The organism is Cyclobacterium roseum, assembly GCF_010119225.1.
GTDB classification, from domain to species: Bacteria; Bacteroidota; Bacteroidia; order Cytophagales; family Cyclobacteriaceae; genus Cyclobacterium; species Cyclobacterium roseum.
The window spans coordinates 518,304-536,965 of sequence record NZ_WNKF01000001.1; the positions used below are offsets into that span (position 1 = coordinate 518,304).

Annotated in this window: 16 protein-coding genes and 1 tRNA gene; 7 read left to right on the top strand and 10 right to left on the bottom strand. The window is 42.7% G+C overall.

What is annotated here, in order from left to right; genetic code table 11:
• Positions 1–887 precede the first annotated feature (887 nt).
• The 9 genes from GJQ68_RS02080 to GJQ68_RS02115 form a co-directional block, all read right to left on the bottom strand.
• On the bottom strand, positions 888–1,667 hold the full coding sequence (locus GJQ68_RS02080; protein WP_162415628.1) for an SDR family NAD(P)-dependent oxidoreductase: 780 nt from the start codon (positions 1,665–1,667) through the stop codon (positions 888–890).
• Positions 1,668–1,758: 91 nt separating this feature from the next.
• Positions 1,759–2,661 carry a helix-turn-helix domain-containing protein gene (locus GJQ68_RS02085; RefSeq protein WP_162415629.1) on the bottom strand — a complete coding sequence of 301 codons (903 nt, stop codon included), beginning with the start codon at positions 2,659–2,661 and terminating at the stop codon, positions 1,759–1,761.
• A 207-nt stretch (positions 2,662–2,868) separates the two neighbouring features.
• Complete coding sequence (locus GJQ68_RS02090) at positions 2,869–5,307, bottom strand: zinc-dependent metalloprotease (RefSeq protein WP_162415630.1); 2,439 nt, start codon at positions 5,305–5,307, stop codon at positions 2,869–2,871.
• 883 nt (positions 5,308–6,190) lie between these two features.
• A complete protein-coding gene (locus tag GJQ68_RS02095) occupies positions 6,191–6,805 on the bottom strand; it encodes a hypothetical protein (protein ID WP_162415631.1) in 615 nt (204 codons plus the stop codon).
• Between the two features lie 791 nt (positions 6,806–7,596).
• The gene (locus tag GJQ68_RS02100) at positions 7,597–8,928 is read right to left on the bottom strand and encodes an APC family permease (protein WP_162415632.1); all 1,332 of its coding nucleotides are present in this window, start codon (positions 8,926–8,928) and stop codon (positions 7,597–7,599) included.
• Between the two features lie 9 nt (positions 8,929–8,937).
• Positions 8,938–9,177: a hypothetical protein gene (locus tag GJQ68_RS23280; protein WP_235941006.1), complete on the bottom strand. Its 240-nt coding sequence runs from the start codon at positions 9,175–9,177 to the stop codon at positions 8,938–8,940.
• A 27-nt stretch (positions 9,178–9,204) separates the two neighbouring features.
• Positions 9,205–9,291: a multicopper oxidase domain-containing protein gene (locus tag GJQ68_RS23635; protein ID WP_394351267.1), complete on the bottom strand. Its 87-nt coding sequence runs from the start codon at positions 9,289–9,291 to the stop codon at positions 9,205–9,207.
• Positions 9,292–9,740: 449 nt separating this feature from the next.
• Positions 9,741–9,829, bottom strand: a tRNA-Ser gene (locus tag GJQ68_RS02110).
• Between the two features lie 117 nt (positions 9,830–9,946).
• Positions 9,947–10,840, bottom strand: coding sequence for a diacylglycerol/lipid kinase family protein (locus tag GJQ68_RS02115; RefSeq protein WP_162415633.1), 894 nt, complete (start codon positions 10,838–10,840; stop codon positions 9,947–9,949).
• Between the two features lie 75 nt (positions 10,841–10,915).
• On the opposite strand from GJQ68_RS02115, the gene surE reads away from it, so the two are divergent.
• The 7 genes from surE (at position 10,916) to GJQ68_RS02150 (ending at position 17,711) form a co-directional block, all read left to right on the top strand.
• Positions 10,916–11,662, top strand: coding sequence for a 5'/3'-nucleotidase SurE (gene surE, locus GJQ68_RS02120; RefSeq protein WP_162415634.1), 747 nt, complete (start codon positions 10,916–10,918; stop codon positions 11,660–11,662).
• Positions 11,663–11,817: 155 nt separating this feature from the next.
• The gene (locus tag GJQ68_RS02125) at positions 11,818–12,429 is read left to right on the top strand and encodes a fumarylacetoacetate hydrolase family protein (protein WP_162415635.1); all 612 of its coding nucleotides are present in this window, start codon (positions 11,818–11,820) and stop codon (positions 12,427–12,429) included.
• Positions 12,416–14,284, top strand: coding sequence for a M23 family metallopeptidase (locus GJQ68_RS02130; RefSeq protein WP_162415636.1), 1,869 nt, complete (start codon positions 12,416–12,418; stop codon positions 14,282–14,284). The genes GJQ68_RS02125 and GJQ68_RS02130 overlap by 14 nt, the downstream gene beginning before the upstream one ends.
• Positions 14,285–14,338: 54 nt before the next feature.
• Positions 14,339–14,788: a thioredoxin-dependent thiol peroxidase gene (bcp, locus tag GJQ68_RS02135; protein ID WP_162415637.1), complete on the top strand. Its 450-nt coding sequence runs from the start codon at positions 14,339–14,341 to the stop codon at positions 14,786–14,788.
• A gap of 10 nt (positions 14,789–14,798) precedes the next feature.
• Positions 14,799–15,650 (top strand): transketolase, encoded by an 852-nt coding sequence (locus tag GJQ68_RS02140; protein WP_162415638.1) that lies wholly within the window; start codon positions 14,799–14,801, stop codon positions 15,648–15,650.
• Between the two features lie 36 nt (positions 15,651–15,686).
• Entirely contained in the window at positions 15,687–16,655 is a 969-nt protein-coding gene (locus GJQ68_RS02145) for a transketolase family protein (RefSeq protein WP_162415639.1), read from the top strand.
• Between the two features lie 120 nt (positions 16,656–16,775).
• Positions 16,776–17,711, top strand: a complete 936-nt coding sequence (locus tag GJQ68_RS02150; protein ID WP_235941007.1) for a DUF6807 family protein — start codon at positions 16,776–16,778, stop codon at positions 17,709–17,711.
• 90 nt (positions 17,712–17,801) lie between these two features.
• Here the strand turns inward: GJQ68_RS02150 and GJQ68_RS02155 are convergent, their stop codons facing one another.
• On the bottom strand, positions 17,802–18,134 hold the full coding sequence (locus tag GJQ68_RS02155; protein ID WP_162415640.1) for a hypothetical protein: 333 nt from the start codon (positions 18,132–18,134) through the stop codon (positions 17,802–17,804).
• Positions 18,135–18,662: the final 528 nt, after the last annotated feature.

Genomic DNA, 18,662 nt, shown 5'->3' on the forward strand with positions numbered 1-18,662 from the left:
GCTGAATGAGCTTGCAATCAGTTCATTATCTCCGGATCGGCATACCTGCGATCCAGCTTTCCCGCAGGATAAGGGAATAATAAACGATGCAAAAAAACCAGATATTAGCGAAAAAGCAAAAAAGTTTGTTTTGGGCATTTGAAACGACTGGCTAGTAGTGTTGAATTCGGGCTCGGGTGTCTTCTTTCACTTGCAAGCATAAATTCGGTTTTTCCGGCGCCTCATTGTGAGCGGTCCAATTTCTGATATAGAAATAGTCAACGATCCCCGGTTTCAAATCAATTAATCAGATCCAACCCATTTTGCTAGCTGGATCCTGTCTGATATCGATCGCCGCTTCAACCAACAATGCTTTTTCTTGCCACGCTCTCAGATCGCCCAATCGTTAGTCTATTTTTCCAGGATATAAAAATTTCTATCTCCGTCAGAAAAAAGAAGTGTAAAATTCAGGAGTGGAATACATGATAAAATAGAAAAGTGCAAAGCCAATAAATGCCACTATCAAAGCCCAAACCCAGGCTGGAATACCCTTTGGGGTTTCGGAACCGGTCACATTAATATTAATTTCATTCTATCTATTTTAGCAGGGTTTCAATTTTAACTAGCATTTTATCAATGCTGACAGGTACGTAAGATTGCAGCGTTTGACGTTACACAAATTTCAAAATAAGGTACATCTCTTACATATTTTGAAATTAAAACCACTGTATACACGATCTGATTTTTCGGAAACCGAATGGAGGGTCAGGAAAAAACTCCAATGCCCCGCCAAAAAATCTATTGGTGGCAGGGGCTCAAGACTGGGTATCAAGTAAGTGCTGAAAGGCCTTGATTAACTAGGTATCCAAGCAGGCCTTTCATACTACTTCCTCTTAAACGAATCTAAACTACTTCAACTCCTGCATCTTCCTGATTTGTTTCAGCATTATTCTTTTAGGTATGAAGGGAAGCAATGCAGTCGAGATTCTTAGAGAAATGGGCAAACCGGAGACACTATCCAGTTTCCCTTTCATCATGGCTTTATATCCTTCCGCTGCTACCCTCCTTGGACTGGCCGTATTTTTAAACAAATCTGTACCTTCCAAACCCGATGTTTTAGCAAACTCTGTTTCGGTAGCTCCCGGCATCAAAGCGGTTACAGTAATATTCGTATCGTGTAATTCTTCGGCCACGGCATTGCTAAGAAAGGTCACATAGGATTTGGACGCATAATACACGGCTTGCAGCGGACCAGGCATAAAGGAAGCCGTTGAAGAAATGTTTAGGATCTTTCCGCTATTCCTCTTGACCATTTCCGGTAAAAACAAATACATCAGCTCTGTTAAGGCAATCATATTGAGATTGATCATTTCTATCTGGCGCTCCCAGGGCAGTTCGTGGAATTTGCCTCTGAGCCCAAAACCCGCGTTATTGATCAGATAATCTACCTGAATGCTTTTGTTTTTTACCGCTTTAAAAAGTTCTTTGGCAGCATCCGGCGCACCCAAGTCTTTGACAATTGGTAGTACCCGAACCTTATATTTTCCTTCAAGATCATTTTGGAGCTCTTCCAATTTTTCCAGTCTTCTGGCCACGATGATTAAGTCGCCACCTTTTTCTGCGTGTATGTGGGCAAACTCTTTGCCTATGCCACTGCTTGCTCCGGTGATTAATGCTGTATTCTTCATAATCTTGTTTCAGTTTGTACCGTGCAAAAGTGATGAATATCCATTCGCTCCCATCGCACGAATTGCAGGAAGAATAGCACAAAATACGGAATCAATTCAGCTTGCGATATGCTACAGGCGTATGTCCCACTTTTGATTTAAATAGACGGGTGAAATAATGTGGGTAGTTGAAACCCAATTGATAAGCGATCTCACTCACGGATTGCTCTGAGCCCACCAATAGGTTTTTAGCCAAGTCTATTACAAAATCATGGATATGGTCCTTGGGAGTCCTGCCGGTTTCTTTCTTGACCAAATCGCCAAAATAGTGGGGAGAAAGATGGACGAGCTCAGCAAAATATTGAATTCCCGGCAACCCTAAATCAAGGTTTTTTTCAGTATTAAAGTAAATTTTAAGCTCTTTTTCAAATTGCGAAATGATATCTCGACTTTGACTTGCCCTGGTGTTAAACTGCCTCTCATAATACCTCAGGCTATAATTTAAAAGCAGTTCAAGATTCGAAACAATTACACGCTGACTGTGATTGTCTATACGCTGTTGATATTCTTCATTGATATTGGCAACCGTTCCATTCATGGTTTTTTCTTCATCGGCCGACAAATGCAGCGCTTCAAACACCTCATAGTTAAAAAATGAGTATTCATTTATTTGTTTACCAAGATGGGTATTTCGAATCAAATCGGGGTGGAAGAACAGCATCCAGCCGCTTATTTCCCCGGGTTTGAAAGGTTTGGTAAAAGTGTACACCTGTCCGGGTGCTGTAAAAATCATCACCCCTTCATCAAAGTCGAACGTGTTTCTGCCATATTCCGAACCACAACTTTTATCCTTTAGCGACACCATGTAAAAGTCGAAAATCACCTTGGCATTAACCTGGTCATCCGTGACCTGTATTTTTGACACATCTACCAATGAAATAAGGGGGTGTTGCGGTTTTGGCAGACCCATTAACTGATGTAATTGGCTGATAGAAGCTACTTTAATAAAGGACATTATTTTACCCGCTTTTTAAAACCATCACAAAGATCTGTAATTTAACGTGCTTTGACTAACACAAAACGCAGAATGCCTAGCAGGAAGTAAACGAATTGCTAACCTGTGAAGATAGGTATTCACCCTTATCCGGAGGATTGATCCACCTGGTTTTAGAGGTATTTGGTGAATGCTACTATTACCTTCCGTTCATCGATGCCTTGCAATTTATTCTTCATCCAATATCGAATCAACCAAGGCATCTATGTCTTGCAAATGCGCTTTCATTAACTCGGATCCATATCTGAGTGCAGCAGACCTGGCAGCCTTTTGGATTTCCTTTAATTCAACTCTGACCAAGGCACTAATATCCGATCGGTCTTTGGCATCATTTATCATTAATTTCTCCAGCCCTACTACATGCTCTCGCTGTAAGTTTCTCCTAAAAGCGTCGATGTTTTGAGTCGCTGAAAGTTCCGACCATATTCCATTTCTCAATTCAGAAAGCATAGATGAAAGGGTATACGCCTCGTTTCCATTTAATGCTTCATTTTCAATCATTCGCTTCATTTTGTCCGCTTGCAGCAGCCTGCTTAATTGTGCCGATTGTAGGCTCCTCACTTTGGCTAATGCACCCGAAGCTTCAATGTTTTGCAATATATCATCCTGTAGAAGCCAGTCCGGCGTTACAAATACGTTTTTGTTAATGAACCTTAGTGCTTCTTGCTGCTGGCTTTTTGCTATGTGTGAATAGATAACACCCGACTGGTCGGTGGTTTTGTATTCCTGATAAATGCCTCCAATCAGCATATTTACATGTCCGGCATATCGAGCCCAAACGCCTAAAAGTTCTCCATAAAGCTCGTTAAGATCGTCATAGGGCTCGCCAGGAGTGCTCGTCCATTCCTTGAGGTTTTTTGCGACAATTTTGAGGTTAGAAAGTCCATAGCTACTGGCTTTAATGGGATCGTCTCCTACGGATTCAGTCTGTGAACTTGGATCATAGGCGTTATAGCTACCGAAAAGATAGCGCGCATCGCCCTCCTTTTCACGTATCCATTTATTGAGCGTAACTTTCTCATCCCCTGCCGACTCCGCTTCCCTGATTACCCGGTATCCCCAGTTAATGGCATATGTATCATACGGTCCGAGCATTCGCACCCAACGCACCCCTTCATCCCCAGGTTGTGCGACATAATTATACCGCGTATAGTCCATTATGGAAGCTGCCAATCCCCATTTTTGGGTAAACGTTGCCGAACGTAACGAGTCAGTGGGATAGGAATAGCTCGCTTTCATATTATGCGGTAGGCCAAGGGCGTGTCCCACTTCATGAGCGATGACCATTCTCATCATTTCACCTATTTCTGCCTCGGGTGTATGCAATGTTCTCGCAAGCGGGTTAGCTGCTCCCGTTTCGAGCAGGTATCGATTTCTATAGGAACGAATGTGATTATGGTACCATACAATGTCACTTTCGATAATTTCGCCAGATCGAGGATCACTGACACTAGGACCCATTGCGTTTCTTGTGGTCGTTGCAATGTAACGTATCGTTGAAAAGCGTGCATCCTCCGGGCTCCAGTCGGGATCTTCCTCTGGCGTTGGCGCCTCTTTTGCAATGATGGCATTCTTAAACCCGGCCACTTCAAAGGCTGCTTGCCAATCTTCCACGCCTTGTATAAAAAAGGGCTTCCATCGGTCGGGTGTAGCGGGGTCAAGGTAGTAGGTAATCGGTTTTACCGGTTCCACTAATTCCCCTCTGGCATAAGCTTCAGGATCTTTTGGTTCCAATCGCCAACGCCTTATATAGATCTTTTTGTCCGCCTTAAGGGCTTTCGACCCATAGTCCACCTGACTGAGGGTAAACCAACCGACTCTTTTATCATACAATCGGGGCTGCATAGGTGTTTCCGGTAGTAAATACATAGATTGGCTGACCTCCAACGAAATGGTACCCGTCTTACTATTCGAAGGTGGCTCAGATGCCGCATAGGTCATTTCATGCCTGACTTCAACGTTCTCCGGATAACTTGCCATCCTATTTATAAAACTCCTGTTTTTTTCCAGGGCCTTTACCTTGTATTGCTGACGCATGCTTTCAGATACGCCACTGATTGCCCTATTATCGTCTAAAAATAGATTGTTTACCGAAATGACTACCGCTGAAGAATCGGGATTAAAAGCCTCAATTTTGAACGACGCTATTATCGGATGGTTGTTATTGGCGATGATGGAATGGTGAATGGGCAAACTGTCATTGGCTACATTGGCATAGGAAATGGAGCGAAGTAAAATGGAGTTATCCACTCTGGACCATTGTACCACTTGTTCATTTGTTTTTGACCCGGCATTCACATAGCCACCACCGAATCCATCAGGGATTTTTGAAATCCGGGTTACCCAGAGCATATCATCCCCAAACTGAGTGAAGGGAATCTCATAATAATATTCCGAACCTACCTTATGGACCGTAAAAATACCTTCGTCAGAAATTGCCGATGATGTAATTACTTCCGAATATTCTTTAAAAGAGGAATCCTTTTTACTTGAATTCTCGGCTGTTACAGGGGTGTTTTTATTTTTATTCTTTTTCTTTTGGCTATACCCCGTTTGAACAGACATAAACAGCCCTATCAAGACGATAACTGAAACAATATTTTTCATAAAATTTTGATGTTAAGGTGTAGCAAAAATAAAAATATAAATGAGAGCACAGAAGCATTGCCCAAATGGAAAACAGAAGATTTAACGAAATGCACTGAAATTGATAAAAAAGAAGGGGCTAAATGGTCCCTTTTTCCATGCTCAGTCTGATATTAGCTTTAGCGATGGCACCTTTTGGAGGCCGTATGCCTAGTGTTTCTCCAATCCATTATCAGCCATTAGAGTATCAGGTTTACACTTTGAAAATCCCTTTTTTTTCCCACTTGAGGGTAATTTTGCCAGTGAAAAGGTATCGTCCGTATCACATTTTATTACTGGACCAACCGGTTCAGCAAACTGGAACACCCTTCCTGCCGTGACGGGGAGTTTTGTCAGTTAAAGTTGCCCAGCGATGATCCCGCACCCACAGGGTGTTTCATCGCCCGTATCAGTTACCCTTCCAGAATAGGCCTGGGTCTGTATGGGCCTTTCAGCGCGGCTCTTGTCAGGGGGCATTTCAGGAAATTCCTATGGTCCAGTGGAACAGGAACGCCTGCCTAAAGACGGTAGCTAAAGAGTTCCTTGGACGGAAACGACCAATCAGCGCAGTTGGTGCTCACAATTTGTTGTAGTAAGCGGTAAAGCTTGAAGAATTAATATCACATAATAAGCCATTAAACATTTGAATGAAAGAGAAATAATCACTATATTATCCTGTAAATAGAAGGGTTTTACAAATATTATTATATGTATCCATAATGTTTTATTGAAAAACAAAATATCATAAAGAGACTGTAATCTCAACTCTGTCTAAGCTTGGACGAGGGTTCGAAACCTTACCGGTTTCTCCCTTCAAGCATAATAGTTAAAACTTCCTACAACTGTAGGAAGTTTTATCTAGTCTCTACTGTTTCTCCATCTTTGCTTGATGTTCTTTCATTTTTTTCTTCATCATTTCCATCATCTCAGGATTCTCATGCATCATTGTCATCATCTTATCCATCATCGTCTCCATATTTTTAGGATTCTCCTTCATCATGGCCATCATCTCCTCCATCATTTCCGGGTTTTCTTTCATTTTTCCCATCATTTCCTTTTTCATTTCTGTGTTTTCATGCATTTTTCTCATAAGCATTTTTCTTCCTTCCGGACTTTGCAACATTTTTTCGGCCATCATTGATTGCATTTTCTCTTTCATGTCAGGATTTTCCTCCATCATTTTCTGCATATGTGACTTCATCTTCTCCTTCATATCAGGATTATTTTTCATCATCTCCTTCATTTTTCCAGATTCCATCGCTTGCATATGGCTTTGCATCATAACCTTGCTTGCTTCCTCATCTTGCTGTGCCAACTCAATAAATTCTTTCACTTGGCCCGAATTTGAAATTATTTCATGATATACCGCCTCCCGATTGTTTTGAAGTTCCATTGCCTCTGTCGCATTAAAGGTTGATTTGCAGCTTACAGCCGCCACCATTATACCCATAAACAGTAATGTATTTGAAATTGTCCTCATTGTGTTAGATGTTTAGTTTAAAATTAGTTTTACTACTTTCCTGATTTTGTTAACCATTAGGAATGGTCTTTATTATAAATATTATTATGCCTTTGGTATAGTGGTTTTTTTGTGTTTCGATCGCCGGACTACTATTGTTATTGGCAGCATTATTTCCGGCATTCCTTTGAAAAATACCCCCTCTGTTTAATGCTATAAGTAGAACAACCACGAGTACTAAACCAATAATCCAACCAAACATCATAACTTTATAAATTTCTATGATTAATAAATTGCCATGAATCTCCAGTTACGGAAAGAATCACTGGTTTACATATAAATCTGGCCTAATCCGAACTTTTTTAGCTTATTATTTTCTAGGACGACAAGTGCTACTAGAAGACCGATAACATATTTTTTATCAGACGTGAACAATTAATTTCGGCAATTAGACTAAATCCATCTTATTCCAGGGAATTCGATGCTTTTTGAATCGAATAGTCAAAGCCAATTTTTCTCATATTATTTTTGTTGTATTACTTTTGTTTTTTTGATAAAAAATAAATGTAATGATTATGTAAGTAAAAAGATGTAACAATTATCACACATAAGTAAAATGATGTAACAATTATCACACAAGTGATCACCCATATTCATTCAATAAATGATTCAAAAAATCTTACTTTTACACCTCCTCTCGCATCAAGGCTATTGTCATAACAACATATTCGCCTTGTGATTGAAACTCTTTAATTTTCTCAACTTATTGATGGGACCAGCTCAAAGGGTCATATTATGTATTTACTTTTTCATTATTCATCGTTCTTATTTTCATTTTGATCTGATATTTTATTTCTTCTTTTTAAAAACCACTTTTCACCAGCACAAATCACAAACATTAAAGCAACTGATAACCATACAACTAAAATATCTGAAGAGACTTTAATCCAAAGAAATGCAGCCAATACGATTCCGTCAATTACCAGGGCAGTGATTACAATTACCGGATTGGCATTTACCTCTTTTTTCAAATACTTAAACACCCCCCAATGAACCACCATATCCATCACAATGTATAGAACAGCACCTAAGGAGGCAATCCGGGTTAAATCAAAGAAGATAGTGAGAATTATAGCAATAGTAACGGTATAAACCAACATGTGCTTTTGAATTCTCCCAGGCATACCGAAATGGCTATGTGGAATGAGTTTCATTTTAGTCAACATGGCCGTCATGCGGGAGATGGCAAATACATTGGCAATTACACTTGAGACTGTGGCCAAAATAGCGATACAGACGGTAAACCATAAACCATAATTGCCAAATAAAGGGCGTGCGGCTTCTGCCAGTGAGTAATCTTTGGCCTCAATGATCTTGGGTACGGATAAATTGGCAGCTACTGCAATTGCTACAAATACATAAACCACAGCACAAATCAACAAGGAGATGATAATGGCCCTCCCAACGTTTTTATGGGGATTTTTCACTTCTGCTCCACTGTTGGTAATGGTAGTAAAACCCGCATAGGCCAAAATTGCCAGAGCCAGTGCACCGAGGTAACTGGCAATTGAATATTCTTCAGAAATTTCCGTAGGAATAGCCTCCTTAAAGGTAAAACCGGCTGCCCATAATCCGCCTACAGCGAAAATGGTGATACCACCAACTTTCAAAATAGCCATCACAAGTGCTGAACTTTGGATGGCCTTGTTGCCGGCAATGTTAATAAGAAAAGTAGCAATTAATAACAACACGCCCAAGGTGGGTATCCAAAAGCTGCTATTTCCTACCTCAAATAACTGCATAGTATACGAGCCAAAAGTCCGGGCTACCAAACTTTGATTAATAATCATGGCAAAGGCCATTAAAAGGGCTGAGCCTGCAGTAATGGTTGATTTCCCGTAAGCTTTCTGCAATATCATGGCTATTCCGCCAGCCGATGGATATGTGTTGGCCACCTTTATATAAGAATAAGCACTAAATGCTACGATAATTGCCCCAACTAGGAATATAAGGGGGAATAAAGCACCGGAAAGTTCAGCCACCTGTCCCAGGAGGGCAAAAATGGCTGCACCGATCATTACCCCTGTTCCTAGGGAAACGGTTCCTGATAGGCTTAAACTATTTTTTTTGTAATCTTCTTTCATAACCTTTTATTAAAACATGATTGACAATCCCGCACCAGCACCAAACCGGTTGTCATAACTCGCAATAAGTGAAAAATTCTTAGATAGCATGTATTTTGCACCTGAATTCCATACAATTTCTTCTTCAAAATTTTGACCTGACTCCAGGTTATTTACCAATCCGGCATCAATTTGATATTCGTAATATCCAAAGACTGACAACTTTGGAAAATGAATAAGGATCCATTCTTGGGTCTCCTTTTGTGTCATAACTAATTACCCTGGCCATTCCACCCATCAAGTGGTAAGGATAAGGCAATGAAAGAACCAACCCCCATATTCATTGCCATAAAACGCAATAGTCACTTTCTCCATGGGAGGCATATTCACCGTACGTTAAAGGCGAATATTCTCCGTTTTCGTTGATGAAAGGGAAGAAATGCCCATGCAGGAGCATCATCGTCAGCTATTTAAGCGTTATTCGTGTAACCTGACCTTTTTCAATTTTCTCAGAACGCGGAATTATATTCCTGCTCCAGATATAGCGGTTCATGTTGCCTATCAGGTTGAGCAATATTTCTTCGACTGGAACGTCCTTTTCCGTTTCCAGGTCCCTCCCACTCCTCTGCTGTAATGAAAATAATTTCTGTTGACCAAAATATGGATCTCAGGGCAAACGTTTTATTTATTGGCTATACGTCCTGCATATGTTAAAAAAATATGAAATCGGCATTTGGGGTAAACGTGCAGGATAAAATTTATGATATTCCGCTCCTGATTAAAAAATAAAAACCCTAACTTATTGATATTCAATTGGTTAGGGTTTTTATGCGTAGAGAGTGGGGGATTCGAACCCCCGGTACGCTGTTAAGCGTACGACAGTTTAGCAAACTGCTGGTTTAAGCCACTCACCCAACTCTCTATTTTGATGCAAATATAATCGAATATTTTCCATTTAAACAAAATCAACGGACCAAATAATTGGTGATTTTTGGTTTAAAAACCGTTCTTTCCGTTAAGGCTCTGTGAGCCATTAGGATTAATAACTGGGTACCAGGCTTAACTTTTTTGGATACAAACAGATCTTTAGCCAGTTTTGACGGGATCGATTCTTTGATTCCCTTTCCAATAATTCATCATCAACATGCATCGACCCTTCAAAGTTGATCAATACCTCCCTCGCTTTTAGGGCCAAATCAAATCCATATTGATCCTTTTGTTTCTGATGTTCGATAAACCGTTCAATTTTTTCTTTCTCGGCTTTCTTTACTAAAATGACATCCAAATACTGGTCTTCAGGGTCTGCATTTGGTGCTAAATGGAGATTTGGACCCATATAGGGCGTATTCATCACTTCTATCCATACGTATTCTCCTGAATAATCCCTTCCATCGACTTCTATTTGGTAGTGGGATGATTTGAGGTCATTTATGGAATCCTTTAATTTTTTCAGTCCAAATGCCACTTTGTCATCGGGACTTCTAGCCCACCGTTTTTTTTCTTTTTTTATCCTGGCTAGTGTATCGGCAAACAACCCCCACCCTACCGATTCAAAAAAATAGTCGGTTTTCCCCTCCTGCTCCAAATAGCCTATGCTAAGGGGTGTTGTTTTCTTATTTTTCCAATTACCTACTATTTTGCCCAAATAATCATCAAGGTTCAGGCTTTCTGCCATATTATTGGCGTTTCCCAATGGCAAAATCGCAAAAGGTACAGGGTTCTGTACGATTTTTTTTAACACTTCCTGTACCGTACCGTCCCCCCCAGCAATCAGCAAAAAATCACATTTTATCATAAGAAAATCGCTAAGATCAACTGATTTTTTGTTGAATGCTAGAACATTGGCCCCGTGGTCTTTGAGCCTTTTCACAATACCTGCAATGGAATGACTTCCATCACCTGCCGTTTCATTATAGATAAGGTTGATATGCATCTTTTTCCAATTATTCCATTTTATCGCCCGATTTTTGTACCTTAAATGTAACGTTTGAAACCAAGATTTAAGTAAATGAAAATTTTAATAACAAACGACGACGGCATATATAGTCCTGGCATTTTAGCTCTAGCGGAAATAGCCGCTGATTTCGGCGATGTCAGAATCGTTGCTCCGGACGTTGAGCAATCATCCATGGGCCACGCCATCACCGCGTCCCGCCCGCTTTCTTATAAAAAGACCAAAATTGGCCATTTTGAAGCTTTTCGGGTTAACGGCACACCGGCAGACTGTGTATCTCTCGGCTGCTTCCACTGGGATAAGGTGGACCTGGTATTGTCTGGCATCAACATAGGCTCCAACCTCGGTAATTCGATGTGGCATTCAGGTACGCTGGCAGGTGCCAAACAAGCTGCCCTTTTGGGAATTAAAGGAATCGCCTTTAGCACTCCGAGCCACCAAGATGAAATCGAATTTCATGCCATAAAAAAATTCGCCTCAAACGTATTGAAAATTCTGACCGAGGAAAAAGAAAGCCCTTCCCTTGTCAACGTCAACTTCCCAATTAACCCACGTGGCATCGTATGGGCCAGGCAATCTGTCCGCCATTACGATGGTGTAGTCAAACCTGCCGAAGACCCCATGGGAAGACAGCATTATTGGTTTACCGTAGAACCTATTGAAGAAACAGAAGAAGGAACCGATCGTTGGGCGGTAAACCACGGCCTTGTTTCCCTGACGCCTTTAAGCCTTGATCTTACTAATAATACGGAATTAGAGCGCATGTTACAAAAACATTACTTTCCGAGCCCAAAAACCTGAACAAACTTTCGGTCGATGATTCCAGCATTGCCATCTCGATGGATAACATCATTCGCTACAAACCTGTATAAGCAAAGATCCCAGCACTTAAATTAAATTCCCTTTGAAATACTGCTTAAATCATTTTCTTTGCACTTTGTTTTAAATGCATCGAAATGAAAATAATCGCCATCGGCCGTAACTACGCCGCTCATATAGAAGAACTCCAAAATGAAAAGCCTACTGAACCCGTGGTTTTTCTCAAACCGGATACAGCTTTGCTAAAAAACAACGCCCCTTTTTACCATCCGGAGTTTTCGGAGGACATTCACCACGAAGTGGAATTGGTATTGAAAATTAAAAAAGAGGGTAAATACATCGACCAACAGTTCGCGCATACCTATTACGATGAAATCGGTATTGGCATTGATTTTACTGCCCGGGACCTGCAGCGAAAATGCAAGGAAAAGGGCCTTCCCTGGGAAATTGCCAAGGCCTTTAACGGCTCGGCACCTATCGGTGATTTTCGTCCGGTTGCCAATTTTCCCAATGTAGCCGATATTAATTTTCACCTGGATGTGAATGGAGAACGCCGGCAAACCGGCAATACCTCCCTGTTGATTTTTCCTTTTGATGTGATTTTGGCTTATGTCTCGCAGTTTTTTACGCTTAAAACAGGAGATCTGATTTTTACCGGTACCCCCGCCGGTGTGGGAAAAGTAGCCATTGGGGATCGGTTGGAGGCTTATGTGGAGCAAGAAAAATTACTAGACTTTGAAGTTAAATAAACCCCTACTTTTTCTTTTACTGCTGTCTTCCGGTATTGCCTTGCTTTCGCAAACGGCAAAAAACTACTACCTATTTCCCATCAAACCCGGCCAACAAAATTTCCTTGCCGGCAACATGAGTGAGATCCGGCCCAATCACTTCCATACCGGTTTGGATATCAAAACCGAAGGGCGTCAGGGCTTGCCGGTGTATGCAGCAGCCGACGGGTACGTGTCACGAATCAAAATCTCCTCCTTTGGATATGGAAACGTGGTGTACATCAAACATCCCAATGGCAGTTCCACCGTGTACGCCCACCTCCGGGAGCTGGAAGAGCCCATTGCCAGTGCCATGCAGGCCAAGATGTACGAGGCCGAACAAAATGATTATGAGTATTTTCCGGAACCCGGCCTGCTCCCGGTCAAACAGGGAGAGGTCATCGCCTATTCCGGAAATACCGGCAGCTCGGGAGGTCCGCATTTGCATTTTGAGATCCGGGATTCGCTGGACCGGGCCATTGACCCGCTGCATGCGGGCTTTACAGAAATAAAGGACAGTACTTCTCCTATCGTGCGGCGGGTGGCCATTACCCCCCTGGACGGGGACAGCCGGGTAAACGGGGAGTTTCAGCGACAGGAATTTTCCCTGATTTATAGCAGCGGAGCTTTTCGGGTTCCCCGGACCATTCGCATATCCGGGAAGGTAGGGATCGAAATATGGGCATACGACCAATTGGACGAAATGTACAACCGAAACGGCTTTCCTATTTTCGAGATTTATGAGGAGGAGCAGCGACGGTTCCGTTCAGAGGTCAATGGGGTTGATTTTTTCCTGGGGCGACATATTCTGCTTCACACCTACCGCAATCGCTACACCCGCTTGTATAAGTTGCCCGCCAATAAATTTGAATTTTACGAGCCTGATTCTGCATACAGCGGGGCCATTTCAGCCTTACCTGGGGAAACCAAAGCCATCAGGGTCCGGCTGGAAGATGCCTATCAAAACGAAACGGATTTGATCCTCAACTTTCTGGGAGAAGATGCCCCCACGCTTTTACGAAGCTATAATGGCACTTCTGGTAGGCAATCCATGGATTACGTTGAAAACCAGTTAATCATCAATACTCCTATCAGTGATCAGGGAAGTCTGGCGAGATTTTACGTGCACGGTTACAGCATGGAAATCCCTTATGCCTATCAGGGCACCAACAAGCGCACCTATCTTTGGGACATGCGCCTTGGAGTTCCGGACTCCGTGGACCTTTGTTCGGAAATGCTTATCCCTGAGGTAAATGCCATTATTCCCGCGGGTAAAGAAATCCATTATAACGACGGACAGGTAAGCATACATTTTGAAAAAGAAACCCTGCTGGATGACCTCTACCTTCGCTTAAAAGCTTTCGAAGACGAAGGCCTTCCGGGTATCGCCATTAACGACCCCTACTCCTATTTATGGCATTCCATGGAAGTAAATGCCCATTTTCCGGGCTTTCAAGGTAATAAGAACCAAACCCATATGTACCGATTGTATGACAACGGCTACAGAAGTTTTGAAGGTGGTGCCTGGGAGGGTAACCGAATTGGTTTCCATACCCGAAATTTCGGGAGGTTTGTGCTGGCCACCGATTCCCTCGCTCCTTCTATCCGGCCCATACGGGTTAGCAGCAGGGGTTTGCGCTTTGTGATTCGGGATGATTTGTCCGGTATTCAGGATTTCAATGCCTGGGTGGATGGGGAATGGATCCAAATGCGATACGAACACAAGCAATCCGTAATCTGGTCTGACAAGCCTGAGGGGAAGGTGTTGGAAGGGGAAGTTCTTTTAAAAGTCAGGGACCAGGCAAATAACGAAGCCATTTATAAGGGAAAAATTTAATTTATTCCGATATTTGTGACTTGAAATTAAATAACCAACCTAAAAAGACGTATTATGTCACTAGAAGTAGGCCAAAAAGCACCGGATTTTGAATCCAAAGACCAGGATGGCAACCCCATCCGGCTTTCCGATTTTAAAGGCAAAAAAGTGGTATTGTATTTTTATCCCAAAGACAATACACCCGGATGTACCACCCAGGCCTGTAACCTACGGGACAATTACGAAGCGCTTCAAAATGCCGGTTACGTAGTATTGGGTATCAGTTCCGATTCAGAGAAATCACATCAAAAATTTATTGAGAAGCACGAGCTTCCCTTTCCACTCATTGCCGATGAGGACAAGAGCGTTCATGAAGCGTACGGTACCTGGGTGGAAAAAAACATGTACGGCAGAAAATACATGGGCACCGCCCGAACTACTTTTGTGATCGATGAAGAAGGTATCATCAAGGAGGTTATCTCAAAAGTAAAAACCAAGGAACATACCAATCAAATACTTAACTAATTCCAAATCAATGGAAAAACACTCAACCGAACAATTAAACGCTGTATGCTCTCAGGTAAGGAGAGATATTTTACGCATGGTGCACGCCTGCCAATCCGGTCACCCGGGTGCCTCGCTGGGATGTACCGAATTTTTTGTAGCTCTTTATTTTGATCAAATGAAACACGATTCATCTTTTAATCCGGACGGGAAAGGTGAAGACTTATTTTTTCTGTCCAATGGACACATCTCGCCGGTATGGTACAGTGTGCTTTCCAGAAGCGGCTATTTTGATACGGAGGAATTAAAAACGTTCCGAAAGATCAATAGCAGGCTACAGGGTCACCCGGCTACAGAAGAGGGACTTCCCGGAATTCGCGTGGCTTCCGGCTCCCTGGGCCAAGGCTTATCCGTTGCGATTGGTGCTGCCCTGGCCAAAAAAATCAATGGCGATGACCGGCTGGTCTATGCCCTGATGGGAGACGGTGAGCAGCAAGAAGGCCAAATCTGGGAGGCCGCCATGTGTGCTCCTCACCACAAGGTAGACAACCTCATCGCATCTATTGATGTCAATGGTCAGCAAATCGACGGACCAACCAAGGAAATTATGAACCTGCTTGACCTGAAAGCCAAGTGGGAAGCATTTGGCTGGGAAGTGATCGTTACCGAAAATGGAAACGAGATCGCTCAGGTCATCAAATCCCTGGAAAAGGCTAAATCCCTGCTGGGAAATGGAAAACCAGTGCTCAACTTGCTGCATACAGATATGGGTTATGGCGTTGACTTTATGGTCGGCACCCACAAATGGCATGGAGTAGCACCAAATGACGAGCAATTAGAAAACGCCCTGGGGCAATTGGAAGAAACACTGGGCGATTATTGATCCCGCGCGGCTTTGATCTAAAACAAATTTTGAATAATGGAAAAAATACTCGATACCAAATATACCTACACTGAAAAAAAAGATACCCGTTCCGGTTTTGGAGATGGATTTCTGGAAGTAGGAAAGAAAAATAAAAACGTTGTGGGCTTGTGTGCCGATTTGATTGGCTCGCTTAAAATGGGCGCCTTTCAAAACGAATTTCCGGATCGCTTTTTTCAGGTCGGCATCTCTGAGGCCAACATGATGGGCCTGGCAGCCGGACTGACTATCGGCGGTAAAATTCCCTATACCGGGACCTTTGCCAACTTTTCTACAGGAAGGGTGTATGACCAAATCCGGCAGTCTATTGCTTACTCCGAGAAAAACGTAAAAATATGCGCCTCTCATGCCGGTCTTACCCTGGGGGAGGACGGCGCCACCCATCAGATTCTGGAAGATGTAGGCATGATGAAGATGTTGCCAAACATGACGGTCATCAATCCTTGCGATTATAACCAGACCAAGGCAGCTACCATCGCCATTGCCGACCACGAAGGTCCGGTTTACTTACGCTTTGGAAGGCCCAAATGGCCAATTTTCACCCCTGCGGATCAGCCTTTTGAAATCGGAAAAGCCTGGAAAATGATCGAAGGAACCGACGTAACGATTTTCGCTACCGGCCACCTGGTTTGGGAAGCCGTAGTGGCAGAAGCCATGCTCAGGGAAGAAGGTATTTCCGTAGAACTCATTAATATACACACCATTAAGCCACTGGATACCGCAGCCGTACTGGCTTCGGTAGCCAAAACAGGCTGTGCAGTCACAGCCGAAGAACACCAGTTCAATGGTGGATTGGGTGACATCATCGCTCAGACGCTGGTTCGAAATCAGCCAGTTCCTCAGGAATTTATTGGTGTGGACGATTCCTTTGGGGAATCAGGAAAACCGGAAGAACTGTTGGAAAAATACGGATTGAATGCCGAGAATATCGTCAAGGCAGCAAAAAAGGCTATCGCAAGAAAATAGGCGGTTCACACGACAGCAAAGGAGCGGAAAAATTCATTTTTTTCCGCTTTTTTGGTTTCAAAACCACTAGGTTAATTACGTAGAATCCATTACTTTTATTTCCAACCCATTCCTAAACCGATGATGCCTGCTCCTCACCTTATGATGCCAAAAGCGATTTTGGTTTTGCTTTGCCTGCTGGCAAGCCCCTGTCAGCTAACGGCCCAGCAACTTGTTTTTGAAGAAACGGAAGATGGTTGGCTGCTTACGGAGGACGGCAAACCCAGGTATTTTTACCAGGCTACTGAAAAAAGCCTGGACGGTCTTTATCCAAGGGCAAACTACGTTCACCCCTTGTACCACACCAATGGAGAGATCCTTACCGAGGATTTTCCGGAGGACCACCCGCATCACCGGGGTATTTTCTGGACCTGGCACCAGTTATGGGTAAACGATCAACGCGTCGCCGATCCCTGGGTCTGTGAAGGAATCCGCTGGGAAGTAAAAAACGTAAAAACAGCCGTCAACCCCAACGGATCCGCCACCCTAGAGGCGAAAGTTATCTGGAGAGGGACGGGCACTGTCAAAAAAAACCTGCTGGAAGAAACGGTTAGGATTGATTACCAGCGCGTATCTTCCTATTCCTACAAATTATCCTTTGCGATTCAATTGAAACCCCTGGTTAAGGGACTTCGACTAGGGGGATCAGAAGATGCAAAGGGTTATGGTGGCTTTTCTCCCCGGGTAAAACTGACCGAAAATGCAGCCTTTTACGATGAAAACGATGCGGTAATTCCCCAGGAAATCCCGGTAACTGCAGGAGCCTGGATCAACCTAACCGAGGGAGACCCGGAAGACCCCGGACTGGTAATTATGGGCGAGCCGGACAAGCTTCCCTCCTACCAGGGATGGATTCTCCGAGACAAAAACAGCATGCAAAACATGGCTTTTCCTGGCCAAAACCCCATCACACTGGATAGAAATGCTCCTTTAGTGTTTAGAAATCAATTGTTGGTACACCAGGGGCTAAAAAAACAGGAAATCGTCGACCAGTACCGTATATTTCGAAACCAATAATAATGACCGTTCGCTATTACACAAAAAAGGCAATGGTCAGCGACCATTGCCTTAAGTTGGTTAGTTGTCTAAAAAGTTGGGTTAAACGACTTATTTAACGGGCTCTTCTTTCTTCTCGTCTTCCAATTCCTTACCCATGGCATCAAACTTCTTTGTCAGCTCTTCACCAGCGTTGGCACCTTGAAATTTGATCTTGTAAACGACTTCTCCGTCTTTCATTACCTGATGCGCTTCGCTGATGGTCAGGTCTTTCACCGTTGCATCATTCTGGATGGTTTCCTTCACTTTTTCAGGAAGGGTTTCCGGATCGATTTTTGTCGTTTCCTGAACCAGTTCGGTTGCTTCGTTTGGAAGCGATTGGGCATGGATGCCGGTGATGGCAAATACACTCACTACAGCAAGGGATAACATTAACTTTTTCATGATTTTTAAGTTTATGGTGTTAAATAATAGTTGGTTGAAAACAATATTATTTAAATATTATTTTCAATTATCCTTATTCAACTGCCATTCCAAGTAATTTTAAAAGGTATTAATATTATAAAAACAGCCCTTATTTAAGGTAAAATCCAGGAAATTAAGAAAAGAAATCTCTCTAGGTTTAGTTATGGCAGGTTTCAGTTCACAGTCTAATTGTGGATAATCAACCCCAACATGTAAATAAACTCACCTATTCCATCAATTTTTTATGACCGGTGGTATACCTTTTTAAAAGATGGAATCAATGCTTTGTTCTACATTCAGCCGATTTTCGCGAAGTACTCCTTTTAAAGCAGGTTTTATCTAAAAGCAAGGTTCCCCGGAGCGGGGCATTTAGATAGGGTTTCCACAATTGGATGATTTTAGGCAGGCAACTATCTATCGGTCAAAAGCTTCTGGTCGCATTTTACCAGTAAGGCAAACTTACGTACCAAGATAAACTGAGGGCCTCCTACCAACTTTGTAGCGAAA

Bases quoted from the DNA above. Each gene is read 5' to 3' on its own strand.
- GJQ68_RS02080 (WP_162415628.1), bottom strand. From the start codon at position 1,667: ATGAAGAATACAGCATTAATCACCGGAGCAAGCAGTGGCATAGGCAAA.
- GJQ68_RS02085 (WP_162415629.1), bottom strand. From the start codon at position 2,661: ATGTCCTTTATTAAAGTAGCTTCTATCAGCCAATTACATCAGTTAATG.
- GJQ68_RS02090 (WP_162415630.1), bottom strand. From the start codon at position 5,307: ATGAAAAATATTGTTTCAGTTATCGTCTTGATAGGGCTGTTTATGTCT.
- GJQ68_RS02095 (WP_162415631.1), bottom strand. From the start codon at position 6,805: ATGAGGACAATTTCAAATACATTACTGTTTATGGGTATAATGGTGGCG.
- GJQ68_RS02100 (WP_162415632.1), bottom strand. From the start codon at position 8,928: ATGAAAGAAGATTACAAAAAAAATAGTTTAAGCCTATCAGGAACCGTT.
- GJQ68_RS23280 (WP_235941006.1), bottom strand. From the start codon at position 9,177: ATGACACAAAAGGAGACCCAAGAATGGATCCTTATTCATTTTCCAAAG.
- GJQ68_RS23635 (WP_394351267.1), bottom strand. From the start codon at position 9,291: ATGCCTCCCATGGAGAAAGTGACTATTGCGTTTTATGGCAATGAATAT.
- GJQ68_RS02115 (WP_162415633.1), bottom strand. From the start codon at position 10,840: ATGCATATCAACCTTATCTATAATGAAACGGCAGGTGATGGAAGTCAT.
- surE (WP_162415634.1), top strand. From the start codon at position 10,916: ATGAAAATTTTAATAACAAACGACGACGGCATATATAGTCCTGGCATT.
- GJQ68_RS02125 (WP_162415635.1), top strand. From the start codon at position 11,818: ATGAAAATAATCGCCATCGGCCGTAACTACGCCGCTCATATAGAAGAA.
- bcp (WP_162415637.1), top strand. From the start codon at position 14,339: ATGTCACTAGAAGTAGGCCAAAAAGCACCGGATTTTGAATCCAAAGAC.
- GJQ68_RS02140 (WP_162415638.1), top strand. From the start codon at position 14,799: ATGGAAAAACACTCAACCGAACAATTAAACGCTGTATGCTCTCAGGTA.
- GJQ68_RS02145 (WP_162415639.1), top strand. From the start codon at position 15,687: ATGGAAAAAATACTCGATACCAAATATACCTACACTGAAAAAAAAGAT.
- GJQ68_RS02150 (WP_235941007.1), top strand. From the start codon at position 16,776: ATGATGCCTGCTCCTCACCTTATGATGCCAAAAGCGATTTTGGTTTTG.
- GJQ68_RS02155 (WP_162415640.1), bottom strand. From the start codon at position 18,134: ATGAAAAAGTTAATGTTATCCCTTGCTGTAGTGAGTGTATTTGCCATC.